Here is a 14,210-nt window from a genome sequence, read left to right as displayed (position 1 = left end):
CGCACCTTTCGTGCTTGTCTGACCATCAGGGGAAACGACCGGAGAAGGACCCGCCCATGACCACCAACCCCAACAGAAGAGCGTTCCTCAAGACCGCCGGGCTCGGCGCCGGCGCCGCCGCCGCGACCACGATCGCCGCCCCGGCGATCGCGCAGTCCCAGCCTTCGGTGACCTGGCGCATGCAGTCGAGCTTCCCGAACTCGCTCGACACCATCTATGGCACGATGGAGACGTTCGCGCGCTACGTCTCGGAAGCGACGGACGGGAATTTCACCATCCAGACCTTCAAGCCCGGCGACATCGTCGGCGGCCTGCAGGTGCTCGACGCCGTCTCGAACGGCACGATCGAGGCGGGGCACACCCCGTTGTACTTCTACTTCGGCCGCGAGCCGGCCCTCGGCTTCGCCACCGGCGTGCCCTTCGGTCTCAACGCCCGCCAGCAGCATTCCTGGTGGCACTTCGGCGGCGGCGAGGGGCTGATCAACGAGGTGCTCGCGCCGATGAACGCGATCTCCCTCGCCTGCGGCAACTCGGGCGCTCAGATGGGCGGCTTCTTCCGCAAGGAGATCAACTCCCTCGCCGACCTCGACGGCCTCAAGTTCCGCATCGGCGGCCTCGGCGGGCAGGTGATGGCGCGGCTCGGCGTCGTGCCCCAGCAGATCGCGCCCGGCGACATCTACTCGGCGCTGGAGCGCGGCACGATCGACGCGACGGAGTTCGTCGGCCCCTACGACGACCTCAAGCTCGGCTTCCACGAGGTGGCGAAGTACTACTACGCGCCGGGCTTCTGGGAGGGTGGGGCGATGCTGCACGCCGCCATCAACCTCGAGGCCTGGAACGCGCTGCCGGCGCACTACCAGGCGATCGTCCGCCACGCCTCGGAGGCGGCCAACAACTGGATGCTCGCCAAGTACGACGCGGTGAACCCGGGCGCGCTCAAGGAGCTGGTCTCCAAGGGCGCCGAGCTGCGCTACTTCCCGCAGGACGTCATGGAGGCGGCGCTCTCGGCGGCGAACGCCTACTACGACGAGACGGCGGCCTCCAACGAGGCGTTCAAGCGCTCGTGGGACAGCTACCGCGCCTTCCGCGACGACGCGCTGCTGTGGTGGCCGGTGAACGAGCTGGCCTTCGACAACTTCATGGCCCGCACCCGCGGGCGGGGGTGAGGCGATCCGCTCCCGGCACGCGCCGACCGACTCCCCTCCCCCTCGTGGGGAGGGGCCGTGGGTGGGGGGCGTGCCGGAAAGCCGCGCCGGTCCCGACCAACGACGACGGTCGGACTTCGACCCGGTTGAGACAGTTCTGACCGCCCCACACCCCCGGCCCCTCTCCACGAGGGAGAGGGGAGAGCCGACGTCGCGGTCGCGGTACGAGCGAGACGCGGCAGCGGGACGCATCGGGCGCTGCGTTCCGCTCGAGATCACTTCGGCTCGCGCCGGGTGGGGTCGAAGTGCTTCTTCAGGCCCTGCCAGCAGTCGATGTACGAATCCTGCAGCTCGGGCAGCCCCGCCGCCCAGGCGGTCACGCGCTGCGGGAAGCGGGTCTCGAACATGAAGGCCATGGTGCCCGCGAGCTTGGTGGGCCCGAGATCGACGTTCGAGGCGTGCTCGAAGGCCTGCATGTCCGGCCCGTGGGGCAGCATCTGGTTGTGGAGCGAGAAGCCGCCGGGGACGAAGCCCTCGGGCTTGGCGTCGTAGACGCCGTAGACGAGGCCCATGAACTCGCTCATCAGGTTGCGGTGGTACCAGGGCGGGCGGAAGGTGTTCTCCGCCACCATCCAGCGGTCGGGGAAGATGACGAAGTCGATGTTGGCCGAGCCGGGCGTCTCGGTCGGCGCGGTGAGCACCGTGAAGATCGACGGGTCCGGGTGGTCGAACAGGAGCGCGCCCACCGGCGCGAAGCGGCGCAGGTCGTACTTGTAGGGCGCGTAGTTGCCGTGCCAGGCGACGACGTCGAGCGGGGACTGCTCGATCTTGGTCATGAACAGGTCGCCGCCCCACTTCACGTAGAGGAAGCTCTCCTCCTCGACGTCCTCGTAGGCCGCCACCGGCGTGAGGAAGTCGCGCGGGTTGGCGAGGCAGTTGGCGCCGATCGGCCCGCGATCGGGCAGCGTGAGCTGGCCGCCGTAGTTCTCGCACACGTAGGCCCGCGCCGGCCCGTCCACGAGCTCGACCTTGAAGATCACGCCGCGTGGGATGACGCAGATCTCGCCCGGCCCGAACTCGATCACGCCGAACTCGGTGCGAAAGCGCAGATGGCCTTCCTGCGCCACGACGAGATATTCCCCGTCGGCGTTGAAGAAATACTCGTTGCCCATGGAGCGCGTCACGAAGGCGAGGTGGGCGGCCATGCCCACCTGCGTGTCCGAATCGCCCGCGGTGGTGATGGTGCGCAGCCCCGTGACGAAAGTGAGCGCCTCGCCGGGGATCGGCACCGGGTTCCAGCGCATCTGGCCGATCGTGGCCTGCGTGTCCTCGCGGCACGGCCCGGTGCGGATGAAGCCGCGGTCCACGCGGGCGTAGCGGTGCGAGTGCTTCACCGAGGGACGGATGCGGTAGAGCCAGGAGCGCTGGTTCGTCGCCTGCGGCGCGGTGAAGGGCGAGCCGGAGAGCTGCTCGGCGTAGAGGCCGTAGTTGATCTTCTGCGGGGAGTTCATGCCCACCGGAAGCGCGCCCTCGAGCGCCTCGGTCTCGAAGGAGTTGCCGAAGCCGGACATGTAGTTCGGCACGATCGCGGTCTCCCGGCCCTGGAGGTCGGGGCTCGTGAAGCCGGTGGTCTGGTGGACGGTCATGGATGTCTCCCGTGCGGCGCGGGCGCCCGGCGCGATTGCGACGCGCGAGCCGCCACGCTCGGATGCTGCCCTTGCCAAGATGGCCGCGATGGTCATAATGGTTGCACCAGCAACCGATTTCTGTCAACGATGCGGACCTCCCCCCAAGCCGAATCCCTCGCGGACATGCCAGCGAACGCTCCCACGCACGACGGGCCGCCCGGCGGTCCGGCGCTGACGCTCGAGCGCTTCCTGCCCTATCGCCTGAACGTCATCGCGACGACGGTGTCGAACGCGCTGGCGCGGATCTACGCCGAGCGCTTCGGCATCACCATTCCGCAATGGCGCATCGTCGCCACGCTCGGTCAGTTCGACACCCGAACGGCGCGCGACATCGCGGCGCACGCGGTGATGCACAAGTCGACGGTCTCCCGGGCGGTGGCGGCGCTCGCCGAGCGCGGAATCGTCGAGCGGCGGCCGAACGCCGAGGACATGCGCGAGGAGCTGCTCGCGCTGACGCGGGAGGGCAGGGGGATCTACGAGGCGGTGGCGCCCGAGGCGCTCGCCTTCGAGCGCGCGGTGTTCACCGGGCTGACGGACGCCGAGCGCGAGACGCTGTTCGGGCTCATCGACCGGCTCGACGCGCGCATGCGCAGCCTCGCGCCCGACCTCGATCCCTCGGACGCATCGGAGGGGGCGCGATGAAGCTCCACGGCTATTTCCGCTCCTCCGCCGCCTACCGCGTGCGGATCGCGCTCAACCTGAAGGGCGTTCCCTACGAGCACGCGACGGTCCATCTCCTGAAGGGCGAGCACCGCGGCGAGGCCTGGCGCGCGCGCCACCCGCAGGGGCGCGTGCCCGCGCTCGAGACGGACGAGGGCGCGTTCCTGATCCAGTCGCCGGCGATCCTCGAGTTCATCGAGGAGCGCTGGCCGCAGCCGCCGCTGCTGCCGCATGACGCGCTCGAGCGGGCGCGCGTGCGCGCCGTGTGCGCGATCGTCGCCTGCGACATCCATCCGCTCAACAATCTCGCGACGCTCGGCTGGCTGAAGGAGCGGCTCGGTGCGGACCAGGCGGCCGTCGACGCCTGGTACGCGCACTGGGTGAGCGAGGGCTTCGCGGCGATCGAGCGGCTGATCGCGCCCGCCCCCTACGCCTTCGGGGAGACGCCCGGCATGGCGGATCTCCACATCGTTCCGCAGGTTTTCAACGCACGACGCTTCTCGGTGCCGCTCGAGGCCTTCCCGAGGATCCGCGCCGTGGCGGAGGCCTGCGCCGCGCATCCCGCCTTCGCGGCGGCGGCGCCCGAGAACCAGCCCGACGCGGCCTGAACCCCGCGTCGCGCGATTGCGAGCACGTTCGCGAAGACGAACCAGATCACGAGGAGGATGGACATGGGTCCCTTTCCGCACGACGCCCCGCCGCCGCAGATCAGCGACGACAACCCGATGGGCACCGACGGCTTCGAGTTCGTGGAATACGCCCATCCGCAGCCCGAGCAGCTCGCGGCGCTGTTCGAGCGCATGGGCTTCACCGCGGTGGCGAAGCACCGCTCGAAGAACGTGACGCTCTATCGCCAGGGCGACATCAACTTCGTGCTGAACTCGGAGCCGGAGAGCTTCGCGGCGAAGTTCGCCGCCGAGCACGGGCCGTGCGCGCCCGCCATGGCGTTTCGCGTGGTCGACGCCGCGCACGCCTACGAGCGCGCGATCAAGCTCGGCGCCAAGCCGGCCCGCACGCAGATCGGGCCGATGGAGCTCGCCATCCCCGCGATCGAGGGCATCGGCGGCCTGCAGATCTACTTCGTCGACCGCTACGGCGCCAAGGGATCGATCTACGACGTCGATTTCGTCTGGGCCGGCGAGCGCGACCCGCACCCGACGGGCGCGGGGCTCCATTACATCGACCATCTGACCCACAACGTGAATCGCGGGCGGATGAACGAGTGGGCCGGCTTCTACGAGCGGCTCTTCAACTTCCGCCAGATTCGCTACTTCGACATCTCCGGCAAGCTCACCGGCCTGCATTCGCGGGCGATGACCTCGCCGGACGGCAAGATCCGCATCCCGATCAACGAGGACGCGGGCGAGTCGGGCCAGATCGAGGAATACCTCAAGGAGTACAAGGGCGAGGGCATCCAGCACGTGGCGCTCGGCGCGCAGGACCTCTACGAGACGATCGAGACGCTGATCGAGAAGGGCGTGGAGTTCATGCCCGCGCCCAACGAGATCTACTATTCCCGCATCGACAAGCGCCTGCCCAAGCACGGCGAGGACGTGGCGCGGCTCCAGCGCGACGGCATCCTCATCGACGGCGAGGGCGTGCTCGAGGGCGGCTTCACCAAGGTGCTGCTGCAGCGCTTCACCAAGACCGTGATCGGCCCGATCTTCTTCGAGTGCATCCAGCGCAAGGGCGACGACGGCTTCGGCGAGGGCAACTTCAAGGCCCTGTTCGAGTCGATCGAGGAGGACCAGATCCGACGCGGGGTGCTCAAGGAGAAGGCGTGACGGTCGGCGTGGTGCGGGCGATGGAGCGGGGCGATCTCTCCGGATTTTCGCCCTTGCCAGCGCGCGCGCGACGCTGATATGAGGATGGCCCGCGACGGACACGCCGCGGGTGAGGCCTCGTGGCGGAGTGGTTACGCAGAGGACTGCAAATCCTTGCACCCCGGTTCGATTCCGGGCGAGGCCTCCAACGCTCCCGGCGACGACCGACCGCGATCATGCCGCCTCGCCCGAGGGCGGCCGCGTCGTCTTCGCCGACGACGATCCGCCGGGCGTGCGGCTGCCGGGCGCATGGCCGCGGCCTCACCGCACCGGGCCCCACCGGAACACCGCACCGTCCGGCCGCTCACCCTGCGGCCGCTTACCCCGCGCTTCTCGTCCGTAGGATCATCCGCCCTTGGGAGAAGCGCTCCCCGTCGCCTGCGCGGGTCCGTACCCGGAGGCGGGACGTCCGATCCGAGCGGCCGCGCCCGCCCGCGCCCGCTTGCCTTTTGCGGGCCGATCCACCAAAAGCCTCGACGTTCGCAGTGAGACGCCGACCCGATCCGAGAGGCTCCGATGATCGACTTCGCCCGCGTGCGCCGCATGATGGTGGATCACCAGCTGCGCACCTACGACATCACCGATCTCGGCATCCTCTCGGCCATGAACGAGGTCCCCCGCGAGGCCTTCGCGCCCGACGAGGCGAAGGCGCTCGCCTATTCCGACCAGAGCCTCCCCGTGGCGCAGACGCAGGACGGCGGGCGCTTCCTGCTGCCCGCGATGATCTTCGGGCGCCTGCTGCAGAACCTGCGCCTCGGCGCGGGCGAGCGCGCGCTCGTCGTGGCGAGCGCGCTCGGGTACGAGGCGGTGGTGATGCAGCGGCTCGGCGCTGCGGTGACGATCCTCGAATCGGACGAGGCCGTCGCGGAGCGCACCCGCGTCCTCCTCGCGGAGCATGGGGCGGGATCGGTGGAGGTCGTGGTCGGCCCGCTCGACGGCGGCTGCCCGGCGACGGCGCCTTTCGACGTCATCTACGTGAACGGCGCGGCGCAGGTGCGCCCGCAGGCGCTGCTCGACTGCCTCGCGGAGGACGGGCGGCTCGGCGTGATCGTCGGCGACGGCAGCCGCACGAGCCGCGCGAGCCTGTTCGTGCGCTCGGGCGACACGTTCGGATCGCGCGCGATCTTCGACGCCGCCGCACCATTGCTGCCGCCGTTCCGTGAGGAGCCGGGATTCGTCTTCTGATCGATCCGGGCGCGTGTCTCGCGCAGGAGGCGCCGGATGGACGGGTCCCCGGCGTGGTTTTGGGGCAACGGGTGTCGGAGAAATGGCGGTGGCGTGGCGCTTCTCCTTGCTCGACTCGGCTGCGACCGTATTCTGCGCCGACCATGCCGCCCAAACGTCGAGGCCCAAGCGTGATGCTCGAAGCTCGTGGGACGATACCGCGCCACGCGGGCAGGGCCAGTTCAGGAAACCCGTGATGCCCCGCGCCAGATCCGCCCGTTGGAACGCAGCGCTGATCGCCGCCGCGCTGGGACTGTCGACCGTGCTCCCGGGTGGCGGGGCGCGCGCCGAGACGCTCGAATCGGCGCTCGCGCGCGCCTACACCGCGAGCCCGATCATCAACGGGGAGCGGGCGGGAGTGCGCGCGACGGACGAGAACGTGCCCCGCGCACTCTCCGGCTATCGCCCCCGCATCAGCGCCAGCGCCGACATCGGTCGCACCTGGAGCGAGCGCGACGTGCGTGGTGTGCGCACGGAATCCGCGCTGACGCCGCGGGGAATCGGGCTGCAGATCGACCAGTCGATCTACAACGGCGGCCGCACCGCCGCCGCCGTGCGCCAGGCCGAGAGCCAGGTCTTCGCCGCGCGCCAGAACCTCGAGGCGTCCGTCCAGGACGTGCTGTTCCAGGCCGTGCAGGCCTACATGAACGTCCTGCGCGACACGGCGATCCTCAACCTCCAGACCAACAATTTCGACGTCCTGGGCGAGCAGCTGCGGCAGACGCAGGACCGCTTCGACGTCGGCGAGGTGACGCGCACCGACGTCGCCCAGTCCGAGGCGCGCGTCGCCGCCGCGCGCTCCCAGGTGAGCCTCGGCGAGGCCAACCTGCGCTCGAGCATCGCGATCTACCGCCGGGTCGTCGGCGTCGATCCGCGCCAGCTCCAGCCGGGCAGCGTGCCGCAGAACCTCATCCCCGGCACGATCGACGCCGCGGTGCAGACGGCGCTCGCCGAGAACCCCAACATCATCGCGGCGCGCCACGCTCTGGATGCCGCGCAGGCGCAGGTGCGTCTCGTCGAGGGCGAGCTGCTGCCGAGCCTGGGCGTCCAGGGGTCCGTGAACCAGCGCTACAGCTCGAACATCGCCGGGGACAGCGTGACCTCCGCCCAGATCGTGGCGCGGCTCGACGTGCCGCTCTACCAGGGTGGCGAGGTCTCCGCGCGGGTGCGCCAGGCCAAGGAGATCGCGCAGCAGCGGCGATTCGACGTGGACCTGGTGCGCGAGCAGGTGCGGGCCGCGGTGATCGCCGCCTGGGGGCAGTACGAAGCCTCGACCGCGCAGATCGTGGCCGCGCAGGCGCAGGTCTCCGCCGCCGAGACCGCGCTCACCGGCGTGCGCGAGGAGGCGCGCGTCGGCCAGCGCACCACGCTCGACGTGCTCAATGCGCAGCAGGAGCTCCTGAACGCGCGCGTCAACCTGATCACGGCCCAGCGCGACCGCGTGGTCGCCGCCTACTCGGTCGTTCAGGCGATGGGCCGGCTGGCGCCGCCTCGGCTGGCGCTTAACGTCGAGGTGTACGATCCTTCGGTGCATTTCGAGCAGGTGGACGGCCTCTGGTACGGGACGCAGACCCCGTCCGGGCAATGACGTCGCGGTGGATCGCTTCGAAAGCCGCTTTGCACCGCATCGCCCCCTCGCGTTAAGCTTTCGTTGACCATGCCGGCCGATGCTCGGCGCGTGGAATCGTGATCGGTGAGTGCTTCATGAGCCCGGCCAGCCCCAAGAGCGCCAAGTCCGAAGAGCCGACGATGGAGGACATCCTCGCCTCCATCCGCCGGATCATCGCCGACGACCAGGCGTCCGCGGCGCAGCCCGAGGAGGAGCCGGAGGTCGACGAGCCCGAGGACGACGGCGCAGCCGGCAACTCCCAGTCCGCCGTCGACGACATGTTCGGGGACGATCCGGAGCCCGAGGCGGAGGAGGAAGAGGAGGAGGAGGTTCTCGATCTCGGCGCCGTCGCCGAGCCGGTGGCCAAGGTCGCGGCCGATCCCTCGCCGCTCGACCTCGAGCACGAGGACATCGACTTCCGCACCGCCGCCTTCGAGGCCGAGACCGACTTCGATGCGCTTCCCGGGCCGGAGCCCGAGCCGGAGATGGAGGCCTTCGACGAGGAGGAGGAGGAGGAGGACGAGCCCGTCCCGGACGGGCCCGCGCCCTACGTGCCGCCACCGATGCCGGAGCCGCCGCCGCGGCGGTCCTTCGATCAGGAGCGCCTCGTCTCCGAGGCGACGGACGCCGCCGTCGGCGGCTCGTTCAACATGCTCGCCCACGCGGTGCTCTCGAACCAGGGCCGCACGCTGGAAGATCTCGTCAAGGAAATGCTGCGGCCGATGCTCAAGGACTGGCTCGACGACAACCTGCCGAGCATCGTCGAGCGCCTCGTACGTGCCGAGATCGAGCGCGTATCACGCGGACGCTGATCCGCGCGCACGCTCCGCCACCCGTTGACTTGCGCGCTCGCCTCCGGTTTCTAGCCGGGGCTCGAGGGCGCGCACCACGGGCGCGTTTCCGTTTCGAGATACGATCGGCCGATCCCATGATGGACAAGACGTTCGACCACGCCGCCGTCGAGGGGCGTATCGCCAAGGTGTGGGAGGATGCGGACGCGTTCCGCGCCGGGCGCCCGGAGCGTGCGGACGCCGAGCCCTACACGATCATGATCCCGCCGCCGAACGTGACGGGCTCGCTGCACATGGGGCATGCGCTCAACAACACGCTCCAGGACGTGCTGTGCCGGTTCGAGCGCATGCGCGGGCGCGACGTGCTCTGGCAGCCGGGCATGGACCATGCCGGCATCGCGACGCAGATGGTCGTCGAGCGCAAGCTCGCAGCCGAGAACCGGACGGACCGCCGCAGCATGGGCCGCGAGGCCTTCCTGAAGGAGGTCTGGGCCTGGAAGGAGGAGAGCGGCGGGGCGATCGTCAACCAGCTCAAGCGGCTCGGCGCCTCCTGCGACTGGTCGCGCGAGCGCTTCACCATGGACGAGGGGCTCTCGAAGGCCGTGCTGAAGGTCTTCGTCGACCTCTACCGCCAGGGCCTGCTCTACAAGGACAAGCGCCTCGTCAACTGGGACCCGAAGTTCCAGACGGCGATCTCCGACCTCGAGGTGCAGCAGGTCGAGCAGAAGGGCCACCTCTGGCACTTCCGCTACCCGATCGAGGGGCAGGCAGGCCGCTTCATCACGGTCGCGACCACCCGCCCCGAGACGATGCTCGGCGACACGGCGGTGGCGGTGCATCCGGACGACGAGCGCTACGCGGACCTCGTGGGCAAGTTCGCGATCCTGCCGCTGGTCGGCCGGCGCATCCCGATCGTCGCCGACGACTACTCGGACCCGGAGAAGGGATCGGGCGCGGTGAAGATCACGCCGGCGCACGACTTCAACGATTTCGAGGTCGGCAAGCGGCACGACCTGCCGCTCGTCAACATCTTCGACCGGTCGGCTCGGGTGTCGCTCGAGGAGAACGAGGACTTCCTGCGCGATGCCGCACCCGAGCCGGAGGCGCTGGCGCTGCACGGGCTCGACCGGTTCGAAGCGCGCACGCGCGTCGTCGCGTTGATGGAGGCGCGCGGGCTCCTCGTCGAGATCGTCGCGAACGTCCACGCGGTGCCCCACGGGGACCGCTCCGGCGTCGTGGTCGAGCCGTACCTCACCGACCAATGGTTCGTGAACGTGAAGCCGCTCGCCGAGCGTGCGCTCGCGGCCGTGAAGGACGGGCGCACCCGCTTCGTGCCGGAGACGTGGGAGAAGACCTATTTCCAATGGCTCGAGAACATCGAGCCGTGGTGCGTCTCGCGCCAGCTCTGGTGGGGGCACCAGATCCCGGCCTGGTACGACGAGGAGGGCAACGTCTTCGTCGCCTACGACGAGGACGAGGCGCGCGCGCAGGCCCGCGACAAGCACGACCGCGAGGTCGCGCTCACCCGCGACGAGGACGTGCTCGACACCTGGTTCTCCTCGGCGCTCTGGCCGTTCTCCACGCTCGGCTGGCCGGACGCGACGCCGGAGGTCGCCCGCTACTACCCCACGAGCACCCTCGTCACCGGCTTCGACATCATCTTCTTCTGGGTCGCCCGGATGATGATGGCGGGTCTTCATTTCATGGACGAGGTGCCCTTCGACACGGTCTACATCCACGCGCTCGTCCGCGACGAGAAGGGCGCCAAGATGTCGAAGTCGAAGGGCAACGTCATCGACCCGCTCTCGCTGATCGACCAGTTCGGGGCCGACGCCCTGCGCTTCACGCTCGCGGCCATGGCGGCGCAGGGGCGCGACATCAAGCTCGCGGTCTCGCGCGTCGAGGGCTACCGCAACTTCTCGACCAAGATCTGGAACGCCGCGCGCTTCGCCGAGATGAACGGCTGTGCGCGCGTCGCCGGCTTCGACCCGAAGGCGGTCGAGGAGACCCTCAACCGCTGGGCGCTCTCCGAATGCGCCAGGGCGTTCGCGGACGTCGGCGCGGCGATCGAGGCCTATCGCTTCAACGACGCCGCCGCGGCCGCCTACCGCTTCACCTGGAACGTGTTCTGCGACTGGTATCTCGAGCTCGCCAAGCCCGTGCTCCAGGGCGAGGACGGTCCGGCCAAGGACGAGACCCGGGCCACCGCGGCGTTCCTCCTCGACCAGGTGTGCAAGCTGCTCCACCCGTTCATGCCCTTCATCACCGAGGAGCTGTGGGCGGTGAAGGGGGCGGACGGCCCGGCGCGCGACGAGCCCGTGCTCGCGCTCGCCGCGTGGCCGGACCTCGCGGCGCTGCGCGACGAGGCGGCCGAGGCCGAGATCGGCTGGGTGGTCGATCTCGTCTCCGAGATCCGCTCCGCGCGCTCGGAGACCGGCGTTCCCGGCGGCGCGCAGGTGCCGCTGCTCCTGATCGCGCCCTCGGCCGCGGTGCGCGCCCGCGCGGAGGCGTGGTCGGACATGATCCGGCGCCTCGCGCGCCTCTCCGAGATCGGGACGGCCGACGCCGCGCCCAAGGCGAGCATCCTCCTCGTCGTGCGGGGCGAGAGTGCGGCGCTGCCGCTCGAGGGCGTCGTCGACCTCGACGCCGAGCGCGCCCGCCTCGCCAAGGAGGACGGCAAGCTCGCGCAGGACGAGGCCAAGGCCCGCGCCAAGCTCGACAACCCCGCCTTCCTGGCCAACGCCAAGGAAGAGGTGGTCGAGGAGATGCGGGAGCGGCTCGAGGAGACGCTGGCGCGCAAGGCGAAGGTGGCGGAGGCGCTGGCCCGGTTGCAGGGATGACCCATCGGGCTTGCGCATCCGCGCATGGGTGGTGTTAACGCCCATTACACTGCTGCGTGCGAAGCGTAGCCGTCATGTCGGCCTACGCGCTCAGCCCCTTCAGCGGAGAGTTCCGCGATCCCGGTACGGAAGCCGCCTTCCGGACCGAGCGCCTGCCGGAGACCGCCCGGCAGGCGCGGCTGTTCCTGGTCGCGTCGGCGATCGTCAACACGCTGTTCCTGGTCTCGGACTGGCGCTTCGCCGGCGATCCGCATTTCTGGGTGGCGGTGCCCGCGCGGCTCGCCACGATCCTCGCCTCGCTCGCCTGCCTCGCGGCCGTGCTGAGGCTCCAGCACAGCGGCCGGCTGGGGCATGCGATCGTGCTGTGGCAGATCGTCGTCTCGCTCGCGGTAGGGCTCCTCGTCTCCGCGCGGTCCGACCTCGCGCTCTTCGTGGTCGTCGTCCTGCCGACGATGTTCTACCTCGTGGTGCCCAACCACTTCCGCACCGCGCTCGCGACCGGCGCCGTCGCGTCGCTGTGCATGCTCGTCGGCTTCTCGGTGCTCGGCGAAGGGCCACCGGGCGTGAAGACGACGACGCTCGGTCTCGCGCTCGGCCTGCTGATGCTGAACGTGGCGCTGCTGCTCGTCGTCAATCGCTCGAACAGGCTGCGCCGGCTCGAGTGGGCGGCCACCCAGCGCGAGCGGCACGCCAACGGCGAGCTCGCCCAGAGCCGCGAGATGTTCGAGCGGATGTTCCGCACGGTGCCGATCCCGCTCGTCGTCTCCGAGCGCGCGGGCGGGCGCGTGCTCGCGCTCAACGACGCGGGACGCGGCTTCCTCGGCGAGCGGGCGAGCGAGGTCTGGTCGACGCCCGACCTCTACGCCAACCCGCTGGACCGCGCCCGCTTCGTCGCGGCCGTGACGGCGCAGGGGCGCGTCGAGGGCTTCGAGACGCGCCTGCGCCGGCCCGATGGGGAGGAGCGCGACGTCCTGCTCGCGGCCTCCGCCATCGATATCGACGGGCGCGCGGCGCTGCTCGCCGCCGTCGTCGACATCACCGAGCGCAAGCTCGCGGAGGGCCGGGTCTGGCGCGCCGCCAACCACGACGCGCTCACCGGGCTGCCGAACCGCGCGCAGTTCCAGGCCAGGCTCGACACGATCTCCGCACGCGCGGCCGCTCGGGTCGCCGCCGACGCCGGGCGGGAACAGGGGGAGGGCGCAAGCGGCGGCGAGACGGGCGCGGCGCTGCTTCTCCTCGACCTCGACGGGCTCAAGGAGGTGAACGACACGCTCGGCCACGATGCCGGGGACGCGCTCCTCGTCGAGGTCGCCCGGCGGCTGACCGCGGAGGTGGGGCCGGACGACGTCGTCGCGCGGCTCGGCGGCGACGAGTTCGCCGTCGTCCTCGCGCGGGCCGACCGAGCCGAGGCCGAGCGGACGGCGACGCGCCTCCTGGGGGCGATGCACGCGTCGGTCCTCTTTCGCGATCGCGTCCTCGTCGGGCGCATCAGCATCGGTCTCGCACTGTGCCCGGAGCACGACACGGCGCCGGGCGAGCTCGTCAAGGACGCCGATCTCGCGCTCTACGCGGCCAAGCAGGGCGGCCGCAACCGCGTCGTCGTCTACGAGCCGCGGCTGCGCGAGGGCTTCCAGCGCCGGGTGACGCTGCTGCGCGACGTCGCGGAGGCGCTCGGGGCGGATGCCATCGAGCCGCACTACCAGCCGAAGGTGAGCCTCGAGACCGGCCGCGTCACCGGCTTCGAGGCGCTCGCCCGCTGGCGGCGCGCGGACGGGACGGTCGTCACGCCCCACGGCTTCGCCGCCGCCTTCGAGGACCCGGAGCTCGCGATCGCCATCGGCGAGCGCATGCGCGCACGCGTCTGCGCCGACGTCCGCGGGTGGATGGAGGCCGGCCTCGCCTGCGGGCGGATCGCGGTCAACTTCGCCCCCGCCGAGTTCCGGCGGCCGGACCTCGCGCCGCGCGTCCTCGCCCAGCTCGCCCGCGCCGGCGTGCCGGCGGAGCGCATCGACGTCGAGGTGACCGAGAGCGTCTTCCTGGGGCAGGGCGGGGAGGCGGTCGAGGCGATCCTGCGGGCCTTCCAGGAAGCCGGCATGCGGATCGCGCTCGACGACTTCGGCACCGGCTTCGCCTCGCTGACGCACCTCAAGCGCTTCCCCGTGGACGACATCAAGATCGACCGCAGCTTCGTGCGCGACCTGATCGAGGATCCCGACGACGCGGCGATCGCGTCAGCCGTGATCGAGCTCGGCCGCGCGCTGGAGATCGCCGTGACCGCGGAGGGCGTGGAGACGCAGGCGCAGGCCGCCTTCCTCGCCGCCCGCGGCTGCGCCCAGGCCCAGGGCTGGCTCTTCGGCCGCCCGATGCCCGCGGGCGCGGTGGCGCCGTTCCTGGCGGAGCGCGCACGCGACGCGGCGTGACGGGTCGGCG

Annotated in this window: 10 protein-coding genes and 1 tRNA gene; 10 read left to right on the top strand and 1 reads right to left on the bottom strand. The window is 70.7% G+C overall.

The window, feature by feature from the left end; genetic code table 11:
* Positions 1-56 precede the first annotated feature (56 nt).
* Positions 57-1,166: a TRAP transporter substrate-binding protein gene (locus tag ACTZWW_RS08825; protein WP_444780578.1), complete on the top strand. Its 1,110-nt coding sequence runs from the start codon at positions 57-59 to the stop codon at positions 1,164-1,166.
* A 254-nt stretch (positions 1,167-1,420) separates the two neighbouring features.
* Here the strand turns inward: ACTZWW_RS08825 and hmgA are convergent, their stop codons facing one another.
* The gene (gene hmgA, locus ACTZWW_RS08820; protein WP_444780577.1) at positions 1,421-2,791 is read right to left on the bottom strand and encodes a homogentisate 1,2-dioxygenase; all 1,371 of its coding nucleotides are present in this window, start codon (positions 2,789-2,791) and stop codon (positions 1,421-1,423) included.
* 165 nt (positions 2,792-2,956) lie between these two features.
* Between hmgA and ACTZWW_RS08815 the strand changes: the two genes are divergently transcribed.
* The 9 genes from ACTZWW_RS08815 to ACTZWW_RS08775 all read left to right on the top strand — a co-directional run bounded on the left by ACTZWW_RS08815 (position 2,957) and on the right by ACTZWW_RS08775 (position 14,200).
* Positions 2,957-3,475, top strand: coding sequence for a MarR family winged helix-turn-helix transcriptional regulator (locus ACTZWW_RS08815; RefSeq protein WP_444780576.1), 519 nt, complete (start codon positions 2,957-2,959; stop codon positions 3,473-3,475).
* Positions 3,472-4,101, top strand: a complete 630-nt coding sequence (gene maiA, locus ACTZWW_RS08810) for a maleylacetoacetate isomerase (RefSeq protein WP_444780575.1) — start codon at positions 3,472-3,474, stop codon at positions 4,099-4,101. Before ACTZWW_RS08815 ends, maiA begins: the two co-directional genes overlap by 4 nt.
* 63 nt (positions 4,102-4,164) lie before the next feature.
* Entirely contained in the window at positions 4,165-5,277 is a 1,113-nt protein-coding gene (hppD, locus tag ACTZWW_RS08805; protein WP_444780574.1) for a 4-hydroxyphenylpyruvate dioxygenase, read from the top strand.
* A 113-nt stretch (positions 5,278-5,390) separates the two neighbouring features.
* A tRNA-Cys gene (locus ACTZWW_RS08800) sits at positions 5,391-5,464 on the top strand.
* A 368-nt stretch (positions 5,465-5,832) separates the two neighbouring features.
* Complete coding sequence (locus ACTZWW_RS08795) at positions 5,833-6,501, top strand: protein-L-isoaspartate O-methyltransferase family protein (protein WP_444780573.1); 669 nt, start codon at positions 5,833-5,835, stop codon at positions 6,499-6,501.
* Positions 6,502-6,736: 235 nt separating this feature from the next.
* Positions 6,737-8,128, top strand: a complete 1,392-nt coding sequence (locus ACTZWW_RS08790; RefSeq protein WP_444780572.1) for a TolC family outer membrane protein — start codon at positions 6,737-6,739, stop codon at positions 8,126-8,128.
* A 116-nt stretch (positions 8,129-8,244) separates the two neighbouring features.
* Positions 8,245-8,961, top strand: coding sequence for a PopZ family protein (locus ACTZWW_RS08785; RefSeq protein ID WP_444780571.1), 717 nt, complete (start codon positions 8,245-8,247; stop codon positions 8,959-8,961).
* A gap of 116 nt (positions 8,962-9,077) precedes the next feature.
* On the top strand, positions 9,078-11,780 hold the full coding sequence (locus ACTZWW_RS08780; RefSeq protein WP_444780570.1) for a valine--tRNA ligase: 2,703 nt from the start codon (positions 9,078-9,080) through the stop codon (positions 11,778-11,780).
* A gap of 74 nt (positions 11,781-11,854) precedes the next feature.
* Complete coding sequence (locus ACTZWW_RS08775) at positions 11,855-14,200, top strand: putative bifunctional diguanylate cyclase/phosphodiesterase (protein ID WP_444780569.1); 2,346 nt, start codon at positions 11,855-11,857, stop codon at positions 14,198-14,200.
* Positions 14,201-14,210: the final 10 nt, after the last annotated feature.

This window comes from Salinarimonas sp. NSM (assembly GCF_052380005.1).
Classification (GTDB): Bacteria; Pseudomonadota; Alphaproteobacteria; order Rhizobiales; family Beijerinckiaceae; genus Salinarimonas.
The sequence above is the reverse complement of the archived record's forward strand: the minus strand, read 5'-3'. Positions and strand labels throughout refer to the sequence as shown.

Coding starts and splice junctions, on each gene's coding strand:
- ACTZWW_RS08825 (WP_444780578.1), top strand. CDS start 57: ATGACCACCAACCCCAACAGAAGAGCGTTCCTCAAGACCGCCGGGCTC.
- hmgA (WP_444780577.1), bottom strand. CDS start 2,791: ATGACCGTCCACCAGACCACCGGCTTCACGAGCCCCGACCTCCAGGGC.
- ACTZWW_RS08815 (WP_444780576.1), top strand. CDS start 2,957: ATGCCAGCGAACGCTCCCACGCACGACGGGCCGCCCGGCGGTCCGGCG.
- maiA (WP_444780575.1), top strand. CDS start 3,472: ATGAAGCTCCACGGCTATTTCCGCTCCTCCGCCGCCTACCGCGTGCGG.
- hppD (WP_444780574.1), top strand. CDS start 4,165: ATGGGTCCCTTTCCGCACGACGCCCCGCCGCCGCAGATCAGCGACGAC.
- ACTZWW_RS08795 (WP_444780573.1), top strand. CDS start 5,833: ATGATCGACTTCGCCCGCGTGCGCCGCATGATGGTGGATCACCAGCTG.
- ACTZWW_RS08790 (WP_444780572.1), top strand. CDS start 6,737: ATGCCCCGCGCCAGATCCGCCCGTTGGAACGCAGCGCTGATCGCCGCC.
- ACTZWW_RS08785 (WP_444780571.1), top strand. CDS start 8,245: ATGAGCCCGGCCAGCCCCAAGAGCGCCAAGTCCGAAGAGCCGACGATG.
- ACTZWW_RS08780 (WP_444780570.1), top strand. CDS start 9,078: ATGATGGACAAGACGTTCGACCACGCCGCCGTCGAGGGGCGTATCGCC.
- ACTZWW_RS08775 (WP_444780569.1), top strand. CDS start 11,855: ATGTCGGCCTACGCGCTCAGCCCCTTCAGCGGAGAGTTCCGCGATCCC.